The following is a 23,996-nucleotide window of genomic DNA, read 5'->3' on the forward strand; positions in this document are numbered from 1 at the left end:
GCTCAAGGAGGAACCCGTATGGTTATTTTATATACCGCACCAAGTTGTACCTCATGTCGCAAAGCCAAGGTTTGGTTACAAACCCACGACATTGATTTCCGTGAACGGAATTTGTTCACCGAACCACTTTCCATTAACGAAATTAAGAGTATTTTACAATTGACTGAAGCTGGCACCGAAGAAATTATTTCGACCCGTTCGAAAGCTTTTCAGCAACTAGACGTTGATATCGATGATTTATCATTAACGCAACTCTATGACTTGATCAGTCGGGACCCAAGTTTGTTGCGACGCCCAATCATGTTAGATGAAAAACGGTTGCAGGTTGGTTATAACGAAGATGAGATTCGCCGCTTTTTACCCCGCAAAATTCGAACAATCGAGTTACTGCGTGCCCAGCAATTAGCAAACAGTTAATGTCGGTATTGGCTAGTTAGGTTAACTAATTAGCCAATTTTTTTATTTTCAGATAGATTACTTTACAATGCGCTGAAATAAGTTAGAATTGTGATAGTGATTATGGCCCTTGACACTTAGAAAGGGGTGGATCTGCAATGGAGATGGAACGAATCAATGAAGATACGATTCGTGTTTTAATCGGCAACGATGATCTCAATGAACGCGGTATTCGCGTGTTAGATTTACTAGGGAATCATAAGCAAATTGAAAGTTTCTTTTATAGCATCTTGGAGGAAGTTGATGTTGATCACCAATTTCAAGATAACGATGCCGTAACTTTCCAAGTATTACCGAACCGCAACGGATTAGAGTTATTTATTAGTAAAAATAGTGAAAACTTGCAGGACACGATTGCCAAGGCGACCCAGTCACCTAACCAATCGGACGAGCAAAGTGCACCGGACGACGTTTCGGATTATTTGAAACGGAAATTGATGCAAACTGATACGAACAATGGTGATCAAGCACAGGGTGTACAACATAATCCGACTAAGGATACCAATGATTTGGATCCGTATATCGATGATCCTGATACACCAACTAAGGAATACGTCTTACAATTTGATAGTTTTGAAGACGTGATCGCTTTAGCACAAATGTTCCGGCCGGAGGGCTTAGCTTCTAACTTGTTTAAGTACCGTGACAAGTACTATTTGGAGCTGGTATTCTTCGTGGACCAGTCATCGACTGGGACGATTAAGGACGACGTCGCTGTCGCGTTAGAATACGCGCACCTTTCCAAGGTGACCGCGGACGTACTTTTAGAACACGGCGAAAAAGTGATGTCGAACGCCGCGCTTGAAACGGTACGGCACTATTTTAAATAAACCAAAAAAACCGCAATCGCAGAGGATTGCGGTTTTTTTGACGGCTTTTACCACCGTTTCCGCAAATATGTAGTAGGAGGGAGGTGGCAAAAGTGTTGATTGCAGTGGATCAGCATCAAACTTTGGTTCCGGCGGCCCAAGCATCCCGGCACGGGCAGTATTTTTGCCCGGGTTGTACGGCACCGGTGATTTTAAAACGGGGAGCCGTGATGGTCCCACACTTTGCACATCAGCCTGGTAGTGATTGCCAGGCGTTTTCGGAGGGGGAAACGTCCGAACACCTCCGTGGTAAGGCCCAACTTGCAGGGTGGTTTGAGCGGAGCGGCTATCAGGTTCGACTTGAGGCGCCGTTACCGCAATTAAAGCAACGACCAGACGTTTTAGTTCACCGGGCTGGGACCGCCCCCCTCGCAATTGAATTTCAATGTTCACCCTTATCAACACAACGTCTATGGGAACGAACGGTCGGCTACCGGCAACACGGGTACCGGGTTTTATGGTTGTTAGGCCGACCGTATTCTCACGGCATTCGGGTTCACGGAAAAGCCCTCAAATTCCTGCAAAATAGTCCGGCTTGGGGGTATTTTGTTCCGCTGTGGGACGTTCAAACGGCCAGCCTGACGCTGCATTATCAGTTGTTAAGCTTGGATTGTGAGCCTTTGATCCAGCAGTCGGTGACTTTTAAAGCAAGTGAAATGACGGTTGAGCAGGTATTGACGACGCACCCCCAATTACATGCGGTACCAGTGGTTGCGCGGCACCTGTGCCACTACCAGCAAACCGTGGTCCTAGCCCGTTTACACCAGTCCGGCGTGTGGCGCGACTTACAAACTTTTTGTTATCAACACGGCGGGACGCTGCAACAGTTACCCACCTGGGTCGTACCGCTAACGGCTAAGCCACCGTTATTAACGGTCCCGTACTTAGTTTGGTCCGTCCACTTAATGGTGGCATTACGGTCCCAACCCGCGCAGTTGGCTGATCAACGCTTGCGGCAACTATGTTGGCAAACGCTGCAACCGTTATTGGCCCGTAACGCCTGTGTGCGGCACCGCGGTCTGATTCGTACCCGGCTCATTACGCAACGGGTGGCCGAATTAAAGTGTGCGCGGGTCCTTGACCAGGGCGGGGCGGGCTGGATTTTAAACCGTACCCAACTCGAATGGAAAAAGCGGTAAACGGAACAACGGGACGGAGCAAGTCGTGATAATGTGGTAATCTTATCTATATCAACTTAAATTGGAGGGAATTACATGGTAGCAACAAAACAACTCCCAACACGTGCAGCCGTGCCCGAAGCATTAACTTGGGATTTAACTAAAATCTATGCGGATCAAGCGGCGTACGTCGCCGACGTGGACCGAATCAAAACCGACTTGCCAACCGTTGCCGCGTTAAAACATGATTTTACGACTTCGGCGGATCACGTTTTAGCGGGGATTCAGGGGGTCTTAGGGCTTTATCGGCGGTTGGAAAAAGTGGCCGTTTACGCAAGTTTAAAAAGTGACCAGGATACGGGGAATAGCACTAACGCGGCCCTTGATGATCAAGCGGGCAGTTTAACTGCTAAAGTTTCCGCCGCCACTGCTTGGTTTGAACCGGCGCTACTGACGTTAAGCCCGGCCCAGTTGGACAGTTATTTAGATGAGAACGTCGCGCTCCGCGATTACCGCCACTTGCTAGATACGGTGCGGTTACAAAAGGGCCACGTTTTATCCGAAGCTGAAGAGGCCCTATTGGCGGGCGCAGGGGACATTTTTGACGCCTCTGCCAAAACGTTTGGGGTTTTAAATAACGCTGACTTTGACTTTCCCACGGTTCAAGATGAAAATGGCAACGCGGTTAAACTGTCCCAGGGTCTCTACGGGGTATTATTGGAGTCCGTTCAACCCGCAGTACGCCGTCAAGCGTTTGAAGCTCTGTATAAGGTGTACGGCCAGTTTCGCCGGACGTTAGCTTCGACACTGGCCAGCCAAGTTAAAGTGCATAACTTTGTTGCTCAGTCGCACCACTATCCGGATGCCAGAACGGCGGCCCTAGCAGCCAATCAAATTCCGACCACGGTTTACGACGCGCTCGTCAGCTCGGTCGACGATCATTTGGATTTATTACACCGTTACGTGGCGCTGCGCAAACAAATTCTCGGAGTCGACGAACTGCACATGTATGATTTGTATACGCCCCTGGCACCAAAACCCGCCGTTAACTACACTTACGAACGGGCTCAGGGGACCGCGTTGAAGGCGTTAAAGGTGTTGGGACCCGACTACTTGAAGCACGTTAAAACGGCCTTTAATTCCCGCTGGATCGACGTGGTTGAAAACCAGGGTAAGCGCAGTGGGGCGTATTCATCAGGGATGTATGATACCGCACCGTATATTTTGCTGAACTGGCAAGATAACATTGATAATCTGTACACGTTAGTTCACGAGATGGGGCACAGTATGCACTCCTACTTTACGACTCATAATCAGCCGTACCAGTACGGGGATTACTCGATTTTCGTGGCCGAAATCGCTTCGACGACGAACGAAAACCTATTGACCAACTATTTTCTCGATCACGAGACGGATCCGCAAATGCGGGCCTACGTTTTAAATTACTACCTCGACGGGTTTAAGGGGACGGTTTTCCGGCAGACCCAGTTTGCTGAATTTGAACAGTGGTTGCATGAACAGGATGCCGCCGGCCAAGCGTTGACTGCTGACCGGTTATCTAAGCACTACTTGCAACTCAATCAGCGGTATTATGGTGACGCGGTCGTTAGTGACCCGCAGATTGCTGACGAGTGGGCCCGTATCCCGCACTTTTACTATAATTACTACGTTTATCAGTACGCGACGGGCTTTGCCGCGGCCGCGACGCTAGCTGACCGGATCTCAACGCACCAACCAGACGCGGTCAAGGACTATTTAGGGTATTTAAAGGCCGGCTCATCGGCTTTCCCAATCGACGTGATGCACGCGGCCGGGGTCGACATGACTAAGACGGCGTACCTTGATAACGCCTTTAAGGTGTTTGAACAGCGGTTAGATGAATTTGAACAGTTGGTGACCAAGGCGTAGCCTAACGCAAAAGGACCTGACGATAATTTCGTCAGGTCCTTTTAAAATGGAATAATTGCAATACCTAATTTATAAAACGTGCAGTTGCCCGCCGGCTAAGCTGGCACAATTGGAAGTGTGGTGCGCCAGATTCTGAAAAGGATCCAAGCGTCCGTTAACTAGGTCGGCAAGCGTGTCATAGTTGAAGTGTTCCAGTAAAACACCGTAATCATACTGGTCACAATCAAAAACAACTGCGGAGGAGGCTTCGGTGATGTTCATTTCAGAGGCTAAGCGCTGATCGGCTTTAAAGGCCTGCTTGGCCAGGTGGCCGTTACGATCTTCCATGAACATGTCCAGGTCAATTTTACAATCACGGGCGACCTGCCGGACCAAGTCTTCCGAGTAGTGCTGCTTCGCCTTGAGCATGGCCGACTGTAACGCAATTAAAAAGTTGCGACCACGTTTCTTACCTTGAAATAGGGCGGCCTTGTAGTCCAGGATAACGCGGTATAACGTCTGGGATTGCTGATTTTGTGCTTGCCAATCTGCAGTTGCGATTCCCTGACTCTTAAGCGCCCGTTGAATGACATTGATATTTAACAACGGTACGAATTGAAATTGAATTTGCTTGTCTGAATCGTTGGCTAACCGTAAAACGTTTTGTTCATCACGGACACACTGGGTAGCCAACGGATTCACAAATAAATACACTTCTAACACGTCATGATTCCTCCACTTTCTCTATTCGCATCATAGTGCAGAATACCAAATGACCTTGGGTATTTGCAAGTTTTTAATTTCATAAATTTACTAATTCTAACCAGGACTTAATCGTTACTTGAATTAAACCTTCGAGTGTCATGATGCACCGATTTAGCTTATTCGTAAAGTAATTTGTTCCTAGGCCCCGTTTTGGCCCGGTTGTTAATGTAAATTGTTAAACCGAGTAACGTTCGTTTTGTATTCCGCCAAATTATGGTAAAATTTTAGAAGTATGGATTGAAACGGAGGTGCCCCGATGGAAGATTGGAACCATTTTTTATTACCTTATCAACAAGCTGTTGACGAGCTGAAGGTTAAGCTACGGGGGATGCGTAAGCAATTTCGTGATTTAAATCAACACGAACCAATTGAATTTGTCACCGGTCGGGTCAAACCGGTCGATAGTATTAAAGAAAAAATGGTTCGACGCAAGGTTCAAGAGGACCGCTTAGAACAAGATATGCAAGACATTGCGGGATTACGAATCATGTGTCAATTTGTCGAGGACATTTACCAGGTCGTGGATCTCTTACGGAAACGTACGGACATGACGATTCTGGAAGAACGGGATTACATTAGTAACGAAAAACCATCTGGTTACCGTTCGTACCACATTGTGATTGAATATCCGGTCCAAATGGTCGGCGGTGAAAAGAAAATTTTGGCCGAAATTCAGGTGCGCACGTTGGCGATGAATTTTTGGGCAACGATTGAACACTCTTTAAATTATAAGTATCAGGGGGATTTCCCCGAGAATTTAAGCCAACGGTTGCAACGTGCGGCCGAGGCGGCGTTCAGCTTAGATAAAGAGATGTCGGAAATTCGTGAGGAGATTCAAGAAGCTCAGAGCCTGTTCTCGTATGGCAAGGGCTCGCAAAGTGATGATTCCACGTCAACAAAGGAAGATAATAATCAATGAAAGTCACAATTTTTGCCAATTCAAGCCCGAAAACCAAAAAAGTGGCCGCTGAATTACACCAAAAATTAGTTCGGGCCGGGTTTGAAATTGACGACCAGCAACCGGACGTCGTCTTATCGGTCGGGGGTGACGGGACGCTTTTAGCCGCCTTTCACCACTACAGTCACATGGTTGATCAAGTGCGCTTTGTCGGGGTGCATACGGGTCACTTGGGCTTTTATACTGACTGGCGGGACTACGAGATCGACCAGTTAGTCGAAGGACTTAAACAGGATAATGGTCAGAGTGTCACGTACCCGCTGTTGTCGGTTAAGATCACGTACGCGGATACCGATGAAACGAACCACTACTTAGCACTGAATGAATCGACCCTCAAAAAATTAGGAAGCACGATGGTCGCCGACGTTTACATTCAAGACGAACTGTTCGAACGTTTTCGGGGTGACGGGTTATGTATCTCCACGCCAACTGGTTCTACGGCGTATAACAAGTCGGTTGGTGGGGCGGTGATCCATCCCCGCTTAGACGCGTTACAGATGGCGGAAATTGCGTCAATCAATAACCGGGTCTTCCGAACACTGGGTTCGCCCGTAATCGTGGCCCCCTACGAAACGATTACGATCAAGCCCCAACAGCAGTCACAGTCACACTTTATTTTTACGGCGGATCAGACTGACACCCAGCCCCGACCGATTGAAAAAATCTGTTACTCAATCGCTAACCGGCGGATCGCCTTTGCGCAGCACCGGCACAACCGTTTTTGGAAACGGGTCGGCACGTCCTTCATTGGGTTAGACGAATGAAGTTTAGTTGGGTGAACCACAGCACGACGCCGATGAAAGTCCGGACCTTACTGAGTGAACACGGGGTGACCCGGACCCTGCTCAAAAAAGTTAAGTTTCACGGTGGGGCCATTTTAGTTAACGATCAACCAGTGCTTGCAATCCACATGTTATACGGTGGGGAACGGGTCACCATGGTCACGCCCGCGGAAGTGGCGAACGAACACTTGGCCGTTTCGCCGCTCCCGATTCATATTTTGTATGAAGACCGCGACTTCTTAATCCTGAATAAACCGGCGGGGGTCGCGTCAGTTCCCGCCCACGCGCTACCCGATAACACGTTGGCTAACCGCGTTAAGGGCTACTACCGTGAACGGGGGTACGCTAACGAAGTCGTCCACATTGCGACCCGTCTGGACAAGGATACGAGTGGAATTGTGTTATTTGCCAAGCACCGCTTTGCCCACGGAATCATTGATCACCAGTTGAAAGCCCACACCATGCGTAAAATGTACTTAGCAGTCGTTGACGGCGTTTTAACCACCGACCACGGGTGGTTTGACCAGCCAATTGGTCGGGCGGCGGATTCGTTCGTTAAACGGGCCGTTACGCCCGATGGTAAACCGTCACTGACTGAATATTGGGTGGTTAAACGTCTGGGCAACAAAACGGTTGTCCGGGTTCGTCTGCACAGTGGCCGCACCCACCAGATTCGGGTCCACTTTGCGGCGGCGGGGCACCCGTTGCTTGGTGACGATCTATACGGGGGCCCGCTGGACCAAGGGATTCAGCGACAGGCGCTACACTGCATGCAACTACAGTTTGACGACCCGTTTTTATCCCGGACGTTAACAATTTTCGCACCGTTACCGGCGGACATCGCGCACTTAATTGAAACGACCGGTTCGAAAGTGGATTGAGGTGCGTTGGCGCCAGTGCGGTTTGCGTCATTGTAAAGTTGTTGCGACCGGTTTTTATTGAAAATCACTAAAAAACAGTTCTCCCACCGATTGGCGGGGGAACTGTTTTCATTTGAGGTGCAATGTTTAATAGTTAATGATCTTAGTGCCGTGAGCCTGGGGAACGCCCAGCGTGGTGGTGATGGCGTCAACGTTGTCGGCAGTGACCCCGCCACCGGGTAAGATTTGGATGCGCCCCGCTGCTAGCTTGATCGTTGCTTGGAGTTGGGGAAGACAATCCGTGATGGGTTGGCTGAGGGGACCACCATGGGTCAAAATCCGATCCACGTCGTGTTCAACCAACCAATCAATTGCCGGGGCCTGTTGATCGGGTGCCAACGCATCAAACGCCATGTGGAAGGTAACGCTCATTCCGCCGGCAGCGCCTACTAGCAGGGCCATGGCCTCGGTATCGAGTTGACCATCCTGCGTTAAAGCACCGAGGGCGACCCCGTCAACCCCAAGGGACTGAGCTTGTAAGAGGTCGGCTTCCATGATCTTTAGTTCGGTATCGTTATAAACAAAGTTACCACTGCGGGGGCGAATCATGGTGACGAGCGTTACCCCGTGTTCCTGAGTGTACTTAGCCGCTTCAGCCATGACACCGCGGCTAACGGTCGTCCCGCCAACTGCCAAATTATCGTTAAGTTCGATTCGGTTGGCACCGGCCGCGATGGCAGCCGGAATGTTGGTGAAGTTTTCAAGGGCTACTTCTTTTAATAACATGCCATTCATCCTTTACGTTTTAGAATCGGACACAAACGCCTTCGGGCACGTTAATGTCTTTTTGTAACAAGCTTAGTTTACCACTGGTTACGTTGCGGGCGTATAAAGTAGCGTTATCGGTATTTTGGTTAACGGCCACGACGAATTCTTCCGTGGGATCCAGGTCGAAGTCTCTAGGAAAGTCGCCCTCAGTACTAATCTGTTGGATCAGTGTTAGGGTCGCATCTGCGGCCACGGCGAAGACGGCCAAACTGTTGTAGCCCCGGTTTGAAACGTAGAGGAAGTGGTCATCGTGACTCAAGCGGATCGCCGCCGCGCCGTTATGTTGATCGTAATCAGCGGGGATGGTCTTCACGATACCGCGTTGTTGGAAGCTTCCCGTCTTCGCGTCGTAGCTGAGACTAGCAACCTGACTTGAAAGTTCCCCGGCTAAGAAAGCAAACTTGCCGTCGGGGCTGAAAACGAGGTGCCGGGGACCGAACCCGGCTGGCATGGTTAAAACGGACTGTTGTGATAGCTTGCCGGCGGCACTGACGTTGTAAACGTAGACTTTGTCGGCACCGAGATCCACAACGGCTAGCCGGTTGTCCGGGGTAAGGTCGGTATAGTGAATGTGGGATTCGGTTTGTTCCGGCCGGGGACCACTACCGGTGTGCTGAACTTGATCAACGAGTTCGAGCTCACCGTTCGCGGTAATTTTCATTACTTCGGCCGTTCCCTTATGGTAGTTGGCACTGTAAACGAGTTGGCGCGCTTCGTCGACTGCCACGTAAGCTGGTGGTGTTCCGGGAGCAATCACGGCGTTAAGCTTGTTGGCGGTCTTACCGTCGAGTTGCCAAGCAGCAATCCCACCATCATCGGCTTCCTTGTCCACACTGTAGAGGCGGTCCTTAGCGGAAAGGGCGAGGTAGGTCGGGTTTTGAGTGGCGGCTAATAAACCGTCGTTCGTTAAAGTTTTGGCCGTAGTATCCAGGGTTCCTTGGTAGATTCCCTGACTGGTCTTTTTTGTATAAGTTCCAAATAAAACGCGTTCTTGCATAGCAAAAAGCCTCCTTGATAGATAATTTCAGTATAGCATAATTCTTAAAGCTGTAAGCGATGACAAATTAGCACGAAAGTTTCCGGCTATGCTACAATTAAAGCAATAAAAAAGAATGGGAGTCCGATAATTATGGCAACAACGGCAACTGTTTCGGCGATCGGTGCAAACGCCATCGACCCGAAGGAACCAATTTTAGTTTTCTTTGACGAAACCGCAACGGAATCAATTCAACAGATTGCGGTCATCCAAAAGTTTGACGCCCCCGTCAAGGGGTTTTCCCTAGAAAAGGGGAGCAAGGTCAAGATTGACGACCAAACGTACACCGTTGCTTTTGCGGGCGGTTTAGTGGCGGCCAACCTGACGTCCATCGGTCACGCGACGCTCTACTTTAGCGCGGTTCCCGCAAAACCGATGGAAAACGGGGTTTATTTGACCCCGACGACGATGCCGACCATTCACGTCGGTAGCGTGATAACGTACTTACCATAGGAGTTGATCGATTGAAATCAAACGTGACCAAGTCCCGCATGAGTAGTGGGCGGGTGATTCGCGGTTTGTTAATTATTCTGCTCGTCCTAGCAATCCTGTTTTTGGGCCAGCAGGTCGACTGGATCTGGACACCGATCCGTCAGTTTTTTAGCATCGTCGGTTTTCCCTTGATCTTAGCCGGCGTGTTGTACTACTTAATGAACCCGCTGGTGGACCGGCTGGAACGCAAGTACCACGTACGCCGGACTTGGACGATTATCGGACTGTTTGTCGTAATTACCGCTTTGATCGTGTTAGGACTGGTAGCCATCATTCCGACCATTCGCAACCAGACGTTGACGATCATTAACGATTGGCCCACTTACTGGCAAAATGCCAGTAACGAGCTTAATAAGTGGATTAACGATCCTCAACTCAGCGGGTTGCGGAACCAGTTGGAACAGTGGAACACCGATGCCAGTCAACTTTTAAGCAGCCGCTTTTCGAAATACCTGACCGGCACGGTCTCCTCGTTGACGAGTGTGTTTAGTACCGTGACCACGATTATCATTGGGTTGATTACGGCTCCGTTTATTTTGTTTTACTTACTTAAGGACGGGCACCAGTTACCCGGTTACTTGGCAAAGTTCGTGCCCACCCGCGTACGCCAAAGCTTTTTGACCATGTTAACGGAAATTAATACTCAAGTTAGTAATTACATCCGCGGACAGTTAACGGTCGCGTTTTTTGTGGCCGTGATGTTCGCCATCGGCTACAGCCTGATTGGGTTGAAGTTTGCGTTGACGTTGGGGATTGCGGCAGGGATTTTAAACCTGATTCCGTACTTGGGGTCGTTTTTAGCCATGGTACCGTCGGTCGTGATCGCGTTGGTGACGTCACCGTGGATGCTCGTGCAAGTTTTAATTGTATTTGTGATTGAGCAGACGATTGAAGGGCGAATTATTTCACCGTTAGTGCTTGGCAGCAGTTTAGCCATCCATCCGGTGACCATTCTGATCGTGCTGCTGGCAGCCGGCAAGATCTTCGGGCTGATGGGTGTCATTTTTGGGATTCCGGGGTACGCCATCGTTAAGGTGCTGTGGAGTCACCTCTTTGGCTGGTACCGTGCCAATTCGCCACTGTACGCTCCCACCGACACTGGAACTAAGAAAAATCAATAGAAATTGAACCAACGCCACCAGTTGTGCGGTCCCGTTGGCTAGCCTAAAAAAACGAGTCGCTTACTCAATTTTGAGTAAACGACTCGTTTTGTGACTTCAACTGGTCGTCACGGTATTACCAACTTGCTTTTTTGACGCCCGGAATCTGCCCGGCGTGGGCAAGCCGCCGAAAGTTGAGTCGGGACATCCCGAACTTACGTAGGTAAGCGTGCGGACGACCATCCAACGTATCACGGCGGTGAATCCGGACTGGGGACGCGTTGCGCGGCAACTTCGCTAAACCGGCATAGTCTCCCGCGGCCTTTAACGCGGCCCGCCGCTCAGCGTAACGGGCCACGGTTGCTTCAATTTTACGCTCTTTGGCAATTTTTGATTTTTTAGCCATCTGAATCGTGCTCCTTTATGATTGGTGTGTGCAATCCGGTAACAAATTCATTTGGACAAATTAAGTCAGTTTTTAGAACGTTGTTTAGAATACCACGCTTAAATCGTAATCGCTACTATTTTGTTCGTAACGGTGTGGTATCATTAAGAAAATTAATCGAGGTAGGGTGGATAACGTGAAAAAAATTGAACGCGGGATGCAGTTCGTTCAAGCGAACCTGAGCCGCTTTCGCTGTTTAGTCTGTGACCAGGCGTATGTTGAAATTAAAGATCACAGCTTGTGGTGTCCCAACGGTCATCAAGTTGATTTTTCAAAGAAGGGGAGCCTGTACTTTTTAACCCATCAGGTTCAAAGCGAGTATGACGCTGCCATGTTAGCGGCCCGCCGGCGGGTTTTAGAAGCCGGGTTCTTCATGCCAATCGTGACGACAATCAACCAGCAGCTTTCCGCCGCCCCCCAACGTATTTTGGACGTTGGGAGTGGTGAGGGGACGCCGTTAGCCGACTTACTTAAACAACACGCCCAGCCACAAGACGTTGGTATTGGGTTTGATATTAGTAAAGCCGGCATCAACTTGGCGACACAATTAGCAACGCCCGCGTACTACTGCGTAGCGGACCTTGCGCAGTTACCGTTTACTGATGGGGCCTTTACGGCAATTATGGACGTTTTTTCACCGTCGGCTTACGCGGAGTTTGAACGGGTTCTGGCACCCGGTGGTCAGTTGCTAAAGATCATTCCTAATCCGGAATACCTGATTGAACTACGTCACTTACTCTTTAAGCCGACTGACCGGCAGTACCAGTACGATAATCAACGGGTCTTGGACTTGTTTAAGCAGCACTACCCGGACGCAACCGTTCAGCGGATTCGTTACGAGTTTGATCTGAGCGCCGTTGCGTTTGAAGATTTACTCGTGATGACGCCGTTACACTGGGGTGCCGACGCGGCAAGTTTAGCCGCTGCCAAGGCGCAGGGATTAACGACGATTACCGTGGATGTTAGTTTATTGACTACCCGAAAAAGCTAACTGACGGGGCTTGCATCATTAATTTGTGGGTGTTAAGATAACCTTTGAGAAATCGTTTGGTAGTTAACATCGATCAACGTCGTTGGTGACTACCGAGTTGTACTTCATTAACGTAGCGTTTCGCCGTGCCCACACCGAAATACTACGTTTTTTTGTGGCTAAAATCCAAAAAGCAGAGTGTGCCAAAAGTCGGTTAGCTGGTGAGCATTAATGGCGGATAGCGAATAATTCTGAACTTGGATTGTTCGCCGTACGGGTCTAAGCGGGTTATGCTGACTTTTGACGCACGTTTTGATAGTAATTATTCGGAGATACAAAAGAGGCTGTGACTTTTGTCACAGCCTCTTTGAAAAAACGCACGGGTAAGTCCGCAACTAGTTGGTACGCCAATAACCGTTCTCTTGTTCAACCGCCGTTTGGGCAACGAGGTTGAGATAATTGAAGGGTTCGTCAAAGTTTGGTGAGAATAACATGTCAATAAATGCCAGCTCATCAATCGTATTACCGTTTTGAATAATGACCGATAACGTGTTGGCCGACTGTGCGATTTCGTGTGCGCTCATTAGTTGGGCCCCGAGTACTTTGCGACTGTTCCGGTCATAAACCAGCTCAATTTGGATCTCCGTCGTGGTAGGCATGAATTCCGGACGGTAGTTGCCCCGGTAGTAAGCACTACCAGCGTCAAAATGGGCTGCTTTGGCTCGAGCCAGGGTCATCCCGGTACAGGCAATCGTTTGACCAAAGAGTAACATCCCGGTAGTTGCCTGGGTGCCGATGGATTTGAGCCGGCGGTCCAAGACGTTGATCCCCGCTAAGGTTCCCTGTCGGATCGCGTGCGAAGCTAGGGGAATGTACGTGGTGCTCAGTGTTGGGTTGTAGTGGACTTCGGTCACATCACCAGCCGCAAAGATGTCCGGGTCCGACGTACCCATGTACGGGTCGGTGATGATGGCCCCGTTTTTGGCTAAGGTCACTTGACCGGCCAGTAAGTCGGACTGGGGAATGACCCCGGGACAAATGGCGACCATATCGACGACGTAGTCTGCATCGCGGGTCGTTACTTTCAGCTGGCCGGTACTGGTGTCGCTAAAGCGTTCCACGGTCGTGCCGGTAATGACGTGAACCCCGTTAGTGGTGAGGAGTTGTTCGACTCGTTTGGCCATCACGGGATCGGTATATTCGTCCAGTAACTGTTGGTTGCGTTGAAAGAGGGTCACGGTGTGGCCGGACTTGACGTAGCCCTCCGCCAGTTCGACGCCGGCGTATCCGCCACCAACGATGGCAACGTTGTGGCAATTTTGAGCCGCCTGGTAAAGCTCGTGGGCTTGATCACAGGTCTTACATAGCATGACTTTCGGGTTCTCAATCCCCGTAATGGCGGGAATGGCCGTCATTGAACCGGTTGCCATGATCAGCTTGTCATAGTGGTCGTGGACCATTTCCTTTGTTTGCAGGTCCTGGGCCATGATCGTATGGGCGTGCGCGTCAATACGGATCACGTCGAATTGCATGCGCATGTGGACGCCCTGCTTAGCGAAATCGTCCGGGTCAGCGTAAAAGACGTCGTTTAGATTCTTGACCGCGCCACCAAGGTGCAGGTAAGTGCCACAAGAGAGGTAAGAAATGTCCGCGTGCCGTTCGTAAACGGTGATTTCGGTCGTGGGGTAGTATTTTAAAATTTGTTTGATGGCTGCGATGCCCGCGTGGGTACAGCCAATAATGGCTACTTTCATTTATTTACCACAGCTTTCGAAAACCAAATAATTAATTTTATGTTCGTAATATCGCTATCCTTCCGGTTTGAAGTATACTATGAGTATACAGCGACCGTGGTAAATGTAAAACAATATACAAATATATTCATAAAAGGTGATGGGTTACATGCAACCAATTTATCGGTATTTTGTTCAGCCGCAATTAGACGTTCGGCGACGAACAGTTTTTGGCTATGAACTACTGATCAAACAATTAACGCCGGAAGGGTGGCGCTTACCGGCGTCGTTTGCGAGCATCGACACGCAAGTTATGTCGAAGCTGCTCGTTGCAACCACTAAAATATTGGGACTTAAGGTTCAGTATTGTTCCGTTAACGTTAGTCGGGAACAGTTGATGGACACCACCGTGGAGAACGCCATTATTCAAAGTCAGACCCAGTTGTATCCTGCTAAGTTAGTCGTGGAACTGACCGAGGAGAAGGGGCCCCAGCGATACGTCGATACTGATTTTATTCCCTACCTGCGCCACTTTATCGAACACGGAATGCAGATTTCGTTAGATGACGTTGGTACCGGCATCAACGATTTTAAGAGTATCCAGGAGCTTTTACCGTTGGCGTCCGAATTAAAGTTTGCGTTACAAAATTTTCGCACCGGGATCAAGGATCCTAAAATTCAGCAGAAACTGCATTTTTGGCACGCTATTAGTCACGAGTATGGATTGCGCCTGATTTTAGAGGGAATTGAAGACCAGGAAGACGCGGAACTAAGCAGTAGCTTTGACATCTTTCGGCGACAGGGTTATTACTACGGTAAGCCACAATTGCTGCGGTTACCTGGTGATCCGGTCGATTTTGACCGTTCATAAGGGTTACTGCGTTTGTAAATGAAGACTTAAAGCCACCAATTATTTCGTAATTTTTCGAAATAATTGGTGGCTTTAAGTTTGATAACGTTCGGGTGCGCTTAGGCCTCATTTGCGGGGTGGCGCCGGTGTCCGATTAAACCGCACCCGAGCCCAATCACAGCGGGAACGGTCCAGCCTAAACCAATGTTGGCAAGCGGCAGCCACTGGTTAAGTGTGACTAGGGCGTGTCCCCAACCATGAGCCGTAAAACCAGCTGGTAACGCGGTGACGCCGGCTAAAATGGCTGGGATCAATGTCCACGCGGTGGTCATGCCGAAGAGCCAGCGGGAGGTCCCCAACCAGGGCGCAAGTACGGCCAGGAGGATCAAGACAATGGCGAGTGGGTATAGAAACATCAGTAACGGGGTCGAATACGCAATTAACTGGGTCAGTCCCGCGTTGGCCAGGATTGCTGGAATACCGCACGCTAACGTGATCAGCCAGCGGTAAGACAGCTTAGGAAATAGACCGTGCAGGGTGTCCCCGAACGCGCTGGTCAAACCAATTGAAGTTTTGAGGCAGGCGATAATGACGATTAGCGCGAGCAAACCGTTACCTAGCGGACCAAAGTAGTAGGAAGCGATTTGGGCCAGGGTCACCCCGCCGTTAGCAGCGGGCGCAAAGTGTCCTAAACTCATCGTTCCAATGATTGCCAATAGGGCGTAAATCAATCCCATGAGCGTCATGCTGATTAGTCCCGCTTTAATGGTACCGGTCGCGATTTGCCGCGGGCTAGTGATTCCGAGGTCGCGAATGGCGTCAATGACGACAATTCCAAATGCCAGGGAGGCTAACGCGTCCATGGTATTGTAGCCTTCGGTAAAACCCGTCAGTAAAGGCTGAGTTGCGTAAGCACCGCGCGCGACTTCGTTAAAGCTACCCATGGGTTTTAACAGGGCCACGAGCATCAGGGCGCCTAATAAAATCAGGAAAAGGGGGGTCAGCCACTTACCGACGACGACCATGATCCGGCCGGGATTAAGTGCGAGTAACCAGGTGAGGCCAAAAAATAAAATTGAAAAGATCAGCAGGACGACTGATTGGTGGTTTGGGGCCACAAACGGGACCAACCCAATTTGAAAAGCAGTCGTGGCTAAGCGGGGCATCGCGAAGAGGGGCCCCAGAGTAAAGTATAGCAAGATGGTAAAGGTATAGGCGTAGGGCCGGCTGACCCGACTTGCTAAGTCAAACACCCCGCGACTGCGGGTCAGTCCCATCCCGATGACGCCGAGGAGTGGTAAGCCAATCCCGGTAATCAATAAACCAACGATTGCGCTTCCCACGTGCCGGCCCGCCTGTTGGCCTAAATAAATCGGAAATATTAAGTTACCGGCTCCAAAGAACAGGCCGAACAACATGGTCCCAATAAAACCTAAGTTGCGTCCTGATAAACGGTTGTGCATCCAATCCCTACTTTCATCCACTTTAAAGTGGTAAGTCATAATAAATTAGCCTAGCATATTTTGCTAAGGAATGAATGAGAGGGCGTTAAAAAATGCACGGTGTAGCGCCTTTCTTTTTAACGCGGCGGGGTCCTACAAAAAACAAGCCCGGGTTTCTAAAATGATTTTTTAGAAACTTGAGCTTGATCAATGTTGGTTAAATTCAGACCGCGTTACTGATTGGCCACGGTAAAACGGGTCTGGTGATGTTGTGGTTGTTCAATTTCATCCAGAACGGCTTCGGCCATGGTACCGCTGGTTGTGACGGAAGCCCCACTGGCGTTGACAAGTAGTTGGTCGTGCCCCAACAGTGCGGGCGCCGCTGCCCCGGCGTGAAAATCGGCCGCGGGTGAAATACCAACCCAGTCAACGTTTTTAACGGTTCGTAAAAAAATCAATTCTGCCAGCTGGTTTTGGGGAATGGCCACGAACGCGGCGTTGGCCGGATCACGCTCAATGTCTTTAACGAAGAGGTGCTCGTCTTCACCGGTGGTTAGGCTACCGGCACCGAGAATGAAAACTAAGCGCGGGTGGTCCTGGTTACGAAGAGCGGCTACGAGCTTGGTAGCGAGATCCACGTGCAAGTAGGCTTGGTCTGGCCGACTTGCCATGGCGTCCACCACTACGTCAACGGCTTGTAAGTCCGCGCTGGTTAAGTTAAACGCGTCGACGGCTTGGGTCGTCAAGTTGGGATGAGCCGGTAGTTGGGCCAATTTTTCAGCTGAGCGGCCAATGGCAAGTACGGTGTGCCCCCGTTTGAGGGCGGCCGTGGTGACGGCAGAACCGGCCATTCCGGTAGCGCCAATAATCATTAGTTTCACGTTTGATCGTCTCCTTACTTTTTGTTCATGGATCAGTATAGGAAAGTTAGCGAATAAACGCCACCAATAAGACTTGCTTGAAAGGGTAGGCGGAGTAGGGCGCAACATGGTATGATAGCAAGGAACATTACACTTATAAAAGGAAGATCACTTTGACAAATCACATTGCACTTTTTGAACCACTAATGCCGGCCAACACCGGTAACATCGCCCGGACGTGTGCGGGAACCGATACCGCCCTGCACTTGATCGAACCGCTGGGTTTTAAAATTGATGACAAACATTTAAAGCGGGCGGGGCTGGATTATTGGGATAGCGTGAACATTACGATGCACGCTGACCTGCAAGAATTTTTAGCCAGCATTCCCGACTTAAACCAGTTATACTTGGTTTCCAAGTTTGCCAATCATGATTATAGCGACGTGGATTACAGTGACACGAGCAAGGACCACTACTTCTTATTTGGAAAAGAAACGACCGGTTTACCAGAGCCGTTTATGCGTAAATACCCGGAGAAGGCCATTCGGATCCCTCAGGACGATTCGCACATTCGCGCGCTGAACTTATCCAATTCAGCCGCAATCGTAATTTACGAAGCGCTCCGGCAACAGAATTTTCCCGGCCTCGAACGGTCCCATCGTTACCAAAATGATAAATTAAAGTAAATGGATGTTAAACGGACGTGCGCTAACTGCGGGGTTAGGGCGCGTTTTTTGACGGAAGCGGCCATTCCGAACGTAGGTTTGGTATAATAAAAACTAACGAGTTTCAGCGTAATTAACAAAGAAAGGATGAAGCGAGCGTGGCGCGCAAACAAGCAGCAACAAAAAAACGGCGGACGACTAGCCGCAAGAAGTCGACCACGGCGGTCAAACATCAGATGACCGGTAACGTGATTGGACTAATTGGGGTGCTAGTTACGGTCCTTGCCTTTCTACAAGTGGGATTAATTGGTAACTTTTTTGCGGAAGGTTTTCGGGCCATTGCCGGTAACGCCTACCAACTCTTAGCTGGCCTAACCTTGTTAGTGGCTGGTTATTTAATGATTTTTGGCAAGTGGCCACGCTTAACGTGGCGGTGGTGGACTGGTGGTAACCTGGTTTTCTTCAGTTATTTGCTTTTACTAGAAATACCAACCTTTAACCACTTAAACCGGCACACTCAGTTCTGGGCCATCACCCGTGATTTAATAAAAAATGATTTTGCCAAGGGCGGGATGTCCAGCGACCTTGGTGGTGGGTTAGTCGGTGCGGCTGGTTACAGTGTTACTTACCCGTTATTGGCCAACGTCGGAACGGTTTTAATTGCCATTATTTTAATTATCACCGGTATCTTCATTGCCTTTAACTTACCGTTTCACGAGACGATGCAGGTTATCCGGACCGTGCTGGTTACCGGCGCGCAAAAGTTACAGACGGGTTACCAGTGGTTGGCCCGCAAATTCCGGGTGCAACTTGCCCGTTGGCGGGCCCGGCAGCAGGTCAAAACGAATCAGCGGGCGTCCGCGCCCCAAGAACCGGCCCCAACCAGTGCGGCACCGGTCACGAGTGCCGCGCCCGAATCGGCGGTTGCTAGTGCGGTGCCAGCCAGTAGTGCGCCGGCCGACGTGCAGATCACCGTGGCAAGTGAACGCCAACCAGCACCAGCCAGTGCAGCCCCAACGCAGGATGACGGCTTGGTGGGAACGGAAGTGGCCGATGATAGCGACTATGAAATGCCATCATCGGAACTGCTGACGAAGATTCCGAAGACCGATCAGAGTGCCGAGTACGCGACGATTGAAAGTAATTCCAAAAAACTGACAACGACCCTGGCCAGCTTTGGGGTCCAAGTGGAAGTTAAAAATGTTAGTTTGGGGCCGTCGGTGACTAAGTACGAATTACACCCAGCGGTCGGGGTTAAGGTCAGTAAAGTGGTTAATTTAGCGGATGATCTGGCACTGGCCCTCGCCGCTAAGGACTTGCGAATTGAAGCCCCGATTCCGGGTAAGTCACTAATTGGGATCGAAGTACCAAATAAGCAGGTTTCAACGGTTTCATTCCGCGACATCGTGGAAGCACAGCCGGCGCACCCGACGAAACCGTTGGCGGTACCGTTAGGCCGGGACGTTTCCGGAAACTTAGTCGTTGCCGACTTAGCTAAGATGCCCCACCTGCTGATTGCCGGGTCAACCGGTAGTGGGAAGTCGGTCGCAATTAACGTCATGATCACCGGCTTATTAATGAATACTAAGCCGAGTCAGGTCAAATTTATGTTGATTGACCCGAAAAAAGTTGAATTGGGAATTTATAACGGAATTCCCCACTTATTGACACCGGTTGTGACCGAGCCCAAGAAAGCGGCCCGGGCTCTGCATAAAGTGGTTGCTGAAATGGAGCGGCGTTACGAGTTGTTTGCCGATTCTAAGCAGCGTAATATGCAGGGGTACAACCAGTACGTTCGGCAACAAAACGCGGCTGACGGTCAAAACCGGCCCGTTTTACCGTACATCGTGGTGGTGGTCGATGAATTAGCCGACTTGATGATGGTGACGTCGAGTGAAGTGGAAGACGCGATCATTCGCTTGGGACAAATGGCCCGGGCGGCCGGCATCCACATGATTTTAGCCACGCAACGGCCGTCCGTCGACGTCATTACCGGGTTGATCAAGGCAAACGTTCCATCCAGAATGGCGTTTGCGGTTTCAAGTGGGACCGATTCACGAACCATTATTGACAGTAACGGTGCTGAAAAACTCCTTGGCCGCGGGGATATGCTCTACCAGCCGATGGGGATGAATAAACCGTTGCGGGTTCAAGGGGCTTACATTTCTGATCACGACGTCGAGGAAGTGGTCAACTTCATTAAGAATCAACAAACTGCCGAGTACGACGATAGTATGATCGTTAAGGATGACGAACCGGAAGGCGGGGAAGACCCGCGTGACGGTGAGGATGAGTACTACGCCGAAGCGGTGGAACTAGTGACGGACCAACAGTCGGCCAGTGTTTCGATGCTCCAACGGCGCTTCCGGATTGGTTATAACCGGGCGGCCCGGATTGTTGACGAGATGGAGGAACGGGGAGTCGTGGGTCCCTCCGAGGGGAGTAAACCGCGGAAAGTCTACCGGCAAAAGTCGGCCGATGATCAAGCCGGCACTTCGGACCAACCACCGGTATAGAGTATCGAACTAACGCCGGTTACAGCGCGTTACTAGGGACGGGTGGTTCCACGTCTACGCTGGTTAAAAGTCAAAATAAAAAGTCGCTTACCCAATTTAACGCGGGTAAGCGACTTTTGGTGTTTAAATGGTTAAAACGTGAGTAATCCGAGTCCGGACAACGCGGTTAAAACTAGTGAGCCAACGGTGGAAATGATCATTAACCACACGATGACCATCGTGATTTTTTGGAAGGTTGATTTTTTCTTCATTGTTTTCGTTTGCACCACACTTTTTGAGTAATTCTTTCATAGTTTAACGTGTAATCAACTATTTTTCAAATACTATTAAAAATAGTCGTGGTTTCGTAAATACTCAATACTGATAATACACAGAATAATCGTTGCCAACATGATCCAGGTGAAGGCGTGAACGACGCTGGCACCGGGCAATTTAACGTTCATACCGTAAATGCCGCCAATGATGGTTGGAATTGTCAGGATCATTGTTAGGGAAGTTAAAAACTTCATGACGTCGTTTAAATTATTAGAGATCACCGCACTGACCATTTGGCTATACTGTTGCAGGATCTGATTGTTGGTACGCGTCATGTCGACGGCTTGCTTGGTCTCTACCAGAATGTCAGTCGTTAAGGCGGCGTGGTGGGGCGCGTTAAAGTGGGTGGCCGATGATTCAACCGCGGTTAAGACCGGCGCGTTTTGGGTGAGGGCCGCGTCAAAGCGAATTAACGATTTTTGGTACGCCATGATCCGGAAGAGTTCTTCGTTGTGGGTGGCCTGGTTTAAGTGCCGTTCTAATAAGTTGGTGCGGCGGTTGATCAGTTCCAGGGCACTGACGTATGCGTGTTCGATGTACCACATAATGGCTAAAACGAAGTCTTCGTGGCTATCCAGACTTAACTTGGAAGACGCCGGATCCATCACAAAGTCCTGAATAAAGCTCGTCGGGTAATTGCTGATGGTCAAAACGACTTGATCCGTTAAAATTAGGGCGAACGGGTAGACTTGGTATTCCAGGTAACCGAGGTCGCTGGTGGTCAGTTTAGGGTACTGCATGACGATCAGTACCGGTTGTTGTGCGGTCGGCTGGTCGAGTTGTTCGGTCCGGGAAACTTCGGCATCGTCTAAAACGGCGGTTAGGTAGTCCCGGGGGAAATTAAACTGTTGCGTCAACTGGTTGATTTCGTTAATACTTGGACGTTCAACGTTGATCCAGTATGGTTGGTGGGGATTCTTGGCAGCCGTTAATAGGCCGTGGGGCCCGCTGGAAAAGTATTGCAGCACACAAAACACCTCCGTAAGTTTACCTACCATTATAGGGCTGGCGGTACCGATTGCAAAGCGGCGCCAGAATCCCTATAATAAAACCGACACTAATTGGAGGAAAGACGATGCAGCAGTTGTGGACTATCTGGCCGGGCCAGCTTAGCTTTTTGGCGGCCGTTTCAGTAATTATTTTAGCCGTGCGCCGGGTCACCCGTCGATTTTGGCCCCGGGGTTTAATGCTAATTGATTTTTGGCCCCCGTTTTTAATCATTTTCACCCATTTTTTAACCCTGCAAGCAACGGAAAGTTCGTTGGTTCCCTACGAAGTCATTTCAATGATGATTTTAGGGATCGGGTTAACCATTATGGAGGTTATTCAACGGGGTGAAATCATCTACCAACGCTTTTTTAAACTGTATTGGCGTTTAATAGACCTACTGGCGATCTGCGTTTATTTGGTTGCCTTAATAACCCACCTATTACTAAAATAACGGGTCCAATGAGTAATTGGCCCCCACTAAGCCCCACCTAGTAAATCAACGCTAGGTGGGGCTTTTTTTGACATTTTGTTAACAATTTGGAAAAGTAACAAAACGGTGTGGTAGGAAGTGGGGGGGTGTGGTAGACTTGAATTATGTTTAATGAAAGGGGTTGACTGACCGTGCCGTCCAAGATGTTTTTTGGTGAATTTAAACACGCCTTGGACGCTAAGGGGCGGTTAATCATCCCCGCCAAGTTTCGGGAACTGCTCGGGGAGCGTTTTGTGATCACGCGCGGGATGGACGGCTGTATTTTTGGCTATCCGGAGGCGCGCTGGTCAACCTTGCAGGACCAACTTGACGACTTGCCGTTGACGAAGAAGGATGCCCGGGCGTTTGTCCGCTTCTTCTACGCGGCGGCGGCCGAATGTGAACTGGATAAGCAGGGTCGGGTCATGATTCCCGCCACCCTGCGGAATTACGCAAAGTTAGAAAAACAATGTGTGATTGTCGGGGTGTCGGACCGGTTTGAAATCTGGAGTGCCGATCAGTGGCAAACCTTTGAAACCGAAACCGCCGAAAACTTTGACGATTTAGCTGAAAATTTGATTGATTTTTGATTCATAAGGATTTAATGGGAAGGGGGCGCAACAGTGGCAGAATTTGAACATACTACCGTCTTACTGCACGAAGCGGTCGCGGCGTTGAAGATTGACCCCGCTGGTATTTACGTGGATTGTACGTTAGGTGGGGGTGGGCATTCCCGCGAGATCTTAAAGCAATTAGGACCAAACGGACACTTGTTTAGTTTTGATCAGGACCAAACGGCCATTGATTATAACCAAACGAACTTGGCAGAGTACCTCGCAAGCGGACAATTAACGTTTGTTAAAAGTAACTTTGCAAACTTAAAAAGCGAATTAGCCGCGCGGGGAATTACTCGCGTTGACGGGGTGGTTTATGACTTAGGGGTGTCATCCCCGCAATTTGATAACGCCGCACGGGGCTTTTCGTATCAACACGATGCACCGCTGGATATGCGCATGGATCAGAGCCAAGTGCTGACCGCCAAAACGGTGGTCAATACTTGGCCGTACGCCGACCTTGTTCGGATCTTCTACCGTTACGGTGAAGAAAAGTTTTCGAAACAAGTCGCACGGGCCATTGAACGGGAACGTGACCGGCAGCCCATCGAAACGACGGGTGAATTAGTTGACCTAATTAAGGAAGCCATTCCGGCCCGCGCACGGCGGACTGGCGGCCACCCGGCTAAGCGGGTTTTTCAGGCCATCCGGATTGCGGTCAATAACGAATTGGGTGTGTTGGAAACGTCACTGGAACAAGCGGTGGATTTGATAAAAATCCACGGCCGGGTCAGCGTAATCACGTTCCAGTCCTTGGAAGACCGGTTAGTTAAAACGATTTTCAAAGAACACAGCGACTTACCCGAATTACCACCGGGTCTGCCCGTAATTCCCGCGGAAATGCAGCCGGATTACCGGTTGGTGAACCGTAAACCGATCGTTCCAAGTGACGCGGAGGTTGCAGCCAACCGCCGTGCCCGCAGCGCTAAATTGCGTGCTATTGAGCGGTTGCGCATTGAAAATTAATAAAATTAAT

At 49.8% G+C, this 23,996-nt stretch carries 25 protein-coding genes; 16 read left to right on the forward strand and 9 right to left on the reverse strand.

The features are described 5' to 3' along the window. Positions 1-18 precede the first annotated feature (18 nt). From spxA to pepF, 4 genes are all read left to right on the forward strand, one after another. Positions 19-417 (forward strand): transcriptional regulator SpxA, encoded by a 399-nt coding sequence (gene spxA / locus D1831_RS01385; protein ID WP_125070915.1) that lies wholly within the window; start codon positions 19-21, stop codon positions 415-417. 137 nt (positions 418-554) lie between these two features. Further along, entirely contained in the window at positions 555-1,286 is a 732-nt protein-coding gene (locus D1831_RS01390) for an adaptor protein MecA (RefSeq protein ID WP_125070917.1), read from the forward strand. A 92-nt stretch (positions 1,287-1,378) separates the two neighbouring features. Continuing rightward, positions 1,379-2,464: a competence protein CoiA gene (locus D1831_RS01395; protein WP_125070919.1), complete on the forward strand. Its 1,086-nt coding sequence runs from the start codon at positions 1,379-1,381 to the stop codon at positions 2,462-2,464. Positions 2,465-2,539: 75 nt separating this feature from the next. Continuing rightward, positions 2,540-4,351 carry an oligoendopeptidase F gene (pepF, locus tag D1831_RS01400; RefSeq protein ID WP_125070921.1) on the forward strand — a complete coding sequence of 604 codons (1,812 nt, stop codon included), beginning with the start codon at positions 2,540-2,542 and terminating at the stop codon, positions 4,349-4,351. 69 nt (positions 4,352-4,420) lie between these two features. Here pepF and D1831_RS01405 read toward each other — a convergent pair whose 3' ends face one another. Then, the gene (locus D1831_RS01405; RefSeq protein WP_125070923.1) at positions 4,421-5,053 is read right to left on the reverse strand and encodes a DsbA family protein; all 633 of its coding nucleotides are present in this window, start codon (positions 5,051-5,053) and stop codon (positions 4,421-4,423) included. A 298-nt stretch (positions 5,054-5,351) separates the two neighbouring features. Between D1831_RS01405 and D1831_RS01410 the strand changes: the two genes are divergently transcribed. Genes D1831_RS01410 through D1831_RS01420 form a run of 3 tightly spaced genes read left to right on the forward strand, consistent with a single transcriptional unit; the run spans position 5,352 to position 7,716 of the window. Then, positions 5,352-6,014 (forward strand): GTP pyrophosphokinase, encoded by a 663-nt coding sequence (locus D1831_RS01410; RefSeq protein WP_125070925.1) that lies wholly within the window; start codon positions 5,352-5,354, stop codon positions 6,012-6,014. Next, positions 6,011-6,817, forward strand: coding sequence for an NAD kinase (locus D1831_RS01415; protein WP_125070926.1), 807 nt, complete (start codon positions 6,011-6,013; stop codon positions 6,815-6,817). The genes D1831_RS01410 and D1831_RS01415 overlap by 4 nt, the downstream gene beginning before the upstream one ends. After that, complete coding sequence (locus D1831_RS01420) at positions 6,814-7,716, forward strand: RluA family pseudouridine synthase (protein ID WP_125070928.1); 903 nt, start codon at positions 6,814-6,816, stop codon at positions 7,714-7,716. Before D1831_RS01415 ends, D1831_RS01420 begins: the two co-directional genes overlap by 4 nt. A gap of 126 nt (positions 7,717-7,842) precedes the next feature. Here the strand turns inward: D1831_RS01420 and D1831_RS01425 are convergent, their stop codons facing one another. Both D1831_RS01425 and D1831_RS01430 read right to left on the reverse strand, forming a co-directional pair. Next, positions 7,843-8,481, reverse strand: a complete 639-nt coding sequence (locus D1831_RS01425) for a copper homeostasis protein CutC (protein ID WP_125070930.1) — start codon at positions 8,479-8,481, stop codon at positions 7,843-7,845. A 19-nt stretch (positions 8,482-8,500) separates the two neighbouring features. After that, positions 8,501-9,520, reverse strand: coding sequence for a lactonase family protein (locus D1831_RS01430; protein ID WP_125070932.1), 1,020 nt, complete (start codon positions 9,518-9,520; stop codon positions 8,501-8,503). A gap of 132 nt (positions 9,521-9,652) precedes the next feature. On the opposite strand from D1831_RS01430, the gene D1831_RS01435 reads away from it, so the two are divergent. Beyond that, on the forward strand, positions 9,653-10,012 hold the full coding sequence (locus tag D1831_RS01435; RefSeq protein ID WP_125070934.1) for a PTS glucitol/sorbitol transporter subunit IIA: 360 nt from the start codon (positions 9,653-9,655) through the stop codon (positions 10,010-10,012). A gap of 38 nt (positions 10,013-10,050) precedes the next feature. Then, complete coding sequence (locus D1831_RS01440) at positions 10,051-11,172, forward strand: AI-2E family transporter (protein WP_404819876.1); 1,122 nt, start codon at positions 10,051-10,053, stop codon at positions 11,170-11,172. 115 nt (positions 11,173-11,287) lie between these two features. Here the strand turns inward: D1831_RS01440 and rpsN are convergent, their stop codons facing one another. Continuing rightward, positions 11,288-11,557 (reverse strand): 30S ribosomal protein S14, encoded by a 270-nt coding sequence (gene rpsN, locus D1831_RS01445; protein WP_125070938.1) that lies wholly within the window; start codon positions 11,555-11,557, stop codon positions 11,288-11,290. A 175-nt stretch (positions 11,558-11,732) separates the two neighbouring features. On the opposite strand from rpsN, the gene D1831_RS01450 reads away from it, so the two are divergent. Further along, positions 11,733-12,587 carry a methyltransferase domain-containing protein gene (locus D1831_RS01450; protein WP_125070940.1) on the forward strand — a complete coding sequence of 285 codons (855 nt, stop codon included), beginning with the start codon at positions 11,733-11,735 and terminating at the stop codon, positions 12,585-12,587. Between the two features lie 374 nt (positions 12,588-12,961). Here the strand turns inward: D1831_RS01450 and D1831_RS01460 are convergent, their stop codons facing one another. Continuing rightward, a complete protein-coding gene (locus tag D1831_RS01460; RefSeq protein ID WP_125070942.1) occupies positions 12,962-14,320 on the reverse strand; it encodes an FAD-dependent oxidoreductase in 1,359 nt (452 codons plus the stop codon). A gap of 148 nt (positions 14,321-14,468) precedes the next feature. On the opposite strand from D1831_RS01460, the gene D1831_RS01465 reads away from it, so the two are divergent. Then, positions 14,469-15,170 carry an EAL domain-containing protein gene (locus D1831_RS01465; protein WP_125070944.1) on the forward strand — a complete coding sequence of 234 codons (702 nt, stop codon included), beginning with the start codon at positions 14,469-14,471 and terminating at the stop codon, positions 15,168-15,170. 98 nt (positions 15,171-15,268) lie between these two features. On the opposite strand, the gene brnQ is transcribed toward D1831_RS01465, so the two are convergent. Together brnQ and D1831_RS01475 are read right to left on the reverse strand one after the other, a co-directional pair. Further along, positions 15,269-16,612: a branched-chain amino acid transport system II carrier protein gene (gene brnQ, locus D1831_RS01470; protein WP_125070946.1), complete on the reverse strand. Its 1,344-nt coding sequence runs from the start codon at positions 16,610-16,612 to the stop codon at positions 15,269-15,271. A gap of 212 nt (positions 16,613-16,824) precedes the next feature. Beyond that, complete coding sequence (locus D1831_RS01475) at positions 16,825-17,472, reverse strand: NAD(P)-dependent oxidoreductase (RefSeq protein WP_125070948.1); 648 nt, start codon at positions 17,470-17,472, stop codon at positions 16,825-16,827. A gap of 152 nt (positions 17,473-17,624) precedes the next feature. Between D1831_RS01475 and D1831_RS01480 the strand changes: the two genes are divergently transcribed. Both D1831_RS01480 and D1831_RS01485 read left to right on the forward strand, forming a co-directional pair. Further along, positions 17,625-18,137: a tRNA (cytidine(34)-2'-O)-methyltransferase gene (locus tag D1831_RS01480; RefSeq protein ID WP_125070950.1), complete on the forward strand. Its 513-nt coding sequence runs from the start codon at positions 17,625-17,627 to the stop codon at positions 18,135-18,137. Positions 18,138-18,274: 137 nt separating this feature from the next. Then, positions 18,275-20,632, forward strand: coding sequence for a DNA translocase FtsK (locus D1831_RS01485; RefSeq protein WP_125070952.1), 2,358 nt, complete (start codon positions 18,275-18,277; stop codon positions 20,630-20,632). Positions 20,633-20,763: 131 nt separating this feature from the next. On the opposite strand, the gene D1831_RS01490 is transcribed toward D1831_RS01485, so the two are convergent. Both D1831_RS01490 and D1831_RS01495 read right to left on the reverse strand, forming a co-directional pair. Then, positions 20,764-20,883 carry a DUF4044 domain-containing protein gene (locus D1831_RS01490; RefSeq protein ID WP_125070954.1) on the reverse strand — a complete coding sequence of 40 codons (120 nt, stop codon included), beginning with the start codon at positions 20,881-20,883 and terminating at the stop codon, positions 20,764-20,766. A gap of 75 nt (positions 20,884-20,958) precedes the next feature. Continuing rightward, on the reverse strand, positions 20,959-21,915 hold the full coding sequence (locus tag D1831_RS01495) for a magnesium transporter CorA family protein (protein ID WP_125070956.1): 957 nt from the start codon (positions 21,913-21,915) through the stop codon (positions 20,959-20,961). A 107-nt stretch (positions 21,916-22,022) separates the two neighbouring features. Between D1831_RS01495 and D1831_RS01500 the strand changes: the two genes are divergently transcribed. The 3 genes from D1831_RS01500 (at position 22,023) to rsmH (ending at position 23,986) form a co-directional block, all read left to right on the forward strand. After that, the gene (locus tag D1831_RS01500) at positions 22,023-22,388 is read left to right on the forward strand and encodes a DUF3397 domain-containing protein (RefSeq protein WP_125070958.1); all 366 of its coding nucleotides are present in this window, start codon (positions 22,023-22,025) and stop codon (positions 22,386-22,388) included. 182 nt (positions 22,389-22,570) lie between these two features. Continuing rightward, positions 22,571-22,996 (forward strand): division/cell wall cluster transcriptional repressor MraZ, encoded by a 426-nt coding sequence (mraZ, locus tag D1831_RS01505; protein ID WP_125071083.1) that lies wholly within the window; start codon positions 22,571-22,573, stop codon positions 22,994-22,996. Positions 22,997-23,029: 33 nt separating this feature from the next. Next, on the forward strand, positions 23,030-23,986 hold the full coding sequence (rsmH, locus tag D1831_RS01510; protein WP_125070959.1) for a 16S rRNA (cytosine(1402)-N(4))-methyltransferase RsmH: 957 nt from the start codon (positions 23,030-23,032) through the stop codon (positions 23,984-23,986). Positions 23,987-23,996: the final 10 nt, after the last annotated feature.

Source organism: Lactiplantibacillus garii (assembly GCF_003885105.1).
Classification (GTDB): domain Bacteria; phylum Bacillota; class Bacilli; order Lactobacillales; family Lactobacillaceae; genus Lactiplantibacillus; species Lactiplantibacillus garii.

Coding starts and splice junctions, on each gene's coding strand:
- D1831_RS01420 (WP_125070928.1), top strand. CDS start 6,814: ATGAAGTTTAGTTGGGTGAACCACAGCACGACGCCGATGAAAGTCCGG.
- D1831_RS01460 (WP_125070942.1), bottom strand. CDS start 14,320: ATGAAAGTAGCCATTATTGGCTGTACCCACGCGGGCATCGCAGCCATC.
- D1831_RS01430 (WP_125070932.1), bottom strand. CDS start 9,520: ATGCAAGAACGCGTTTTATTTGGAACTTATACAAAAAAGACCAGTCAG.
- D1831_RS01440 (WP_404819876.1), top strand. CDS start 10,051: ATGAGTAGTGGGCGGGTGATTCGCGGTTTGTTAATTATTCTGCTCGTC.
- D1831_RS01465 (WP_125070944.1), top strand. CDS start 14,469: ATGCAACCAATTTATCGGTATTTTGTTCAGCCGCAATTAGACGTTCGG.
- brnQ (WP_125070946.1), bottom strand. CDS start 16,612: ATGCACAACCGTTTATCAGGACGCAACTTAGGTTTTATTGGGACCATG.
- D1831_RS01390 (WP_125070917.1), top strand. CDS start 555: ATGGAGATGGAACGAATCAATGAAGATACGATTCGTGTTTTAATCGGC.
- D1831_RS01410 (WP_125070925.1), top strand. CDS start 5,352: ATGGAAGATTGGAACCATTTTTTATTACCTTATCAACAAGCTGTTGAC.
- spxA (WP_125070915.1), top strand. CDS start 19: ATGGTTATTTTATATACCGCACCAAGTTGTACCTCATGTCGCAAAGCC.
- D1831_RS01425 (WP_125070930.1), bottom strand. CDS start 8,481: ATGTTATTAAAAGAAGTAGCCCTTGAAAACTTCACCAACATTCCGGCT.
- D1831_RS01435 (WP_125070934.1), top strand. CDS start 9,653: ATGGCAACAACGGCAACTGTTTCGGCGATCGGTGCAAACGCCATCGAC.
- mraZ (WP_125071083.1), top strand. CDS start 22,571: ATGTTTTTTGGTGAATTTAAACACGCCTTGGACGCTAAGGGGCGGTTA.
- pepF (WP_125070921.1), top strand. CDS start 2,540: ATGGTAGCAACAAAACAACTCCCAACACGTGCAGCCGTGCCCGAAGCA.
- D1831_RS01415 (WP_125070926.1), top strand. CDS start 6,011: ATGAAAGTCACAATTTTTGCCAATTCAAGCCCGAAAACCAAAAAAGTG.
- D1831_RS01490 (WP_125070954.1), bottom strand. CDS start 20,883: ATGAAGAAAAAATCAACCTTCCAAAAAATCACGATGGTCATCGTGTGG.
- rpsN (WP_125070938.1), bottom strand. CDS start 11,557: ATGGCTAAAAAATCAAAAATTGCCAAAGAGCGTAAAATTGAAGCAACC.
- D1831_RS01500 (WP_125070958.1), top strand. CDS start 22,023: ATGCAGCAGTTGTGGACTATCTGGCCGGGCCAGCTTAGCTTTTTGGCG.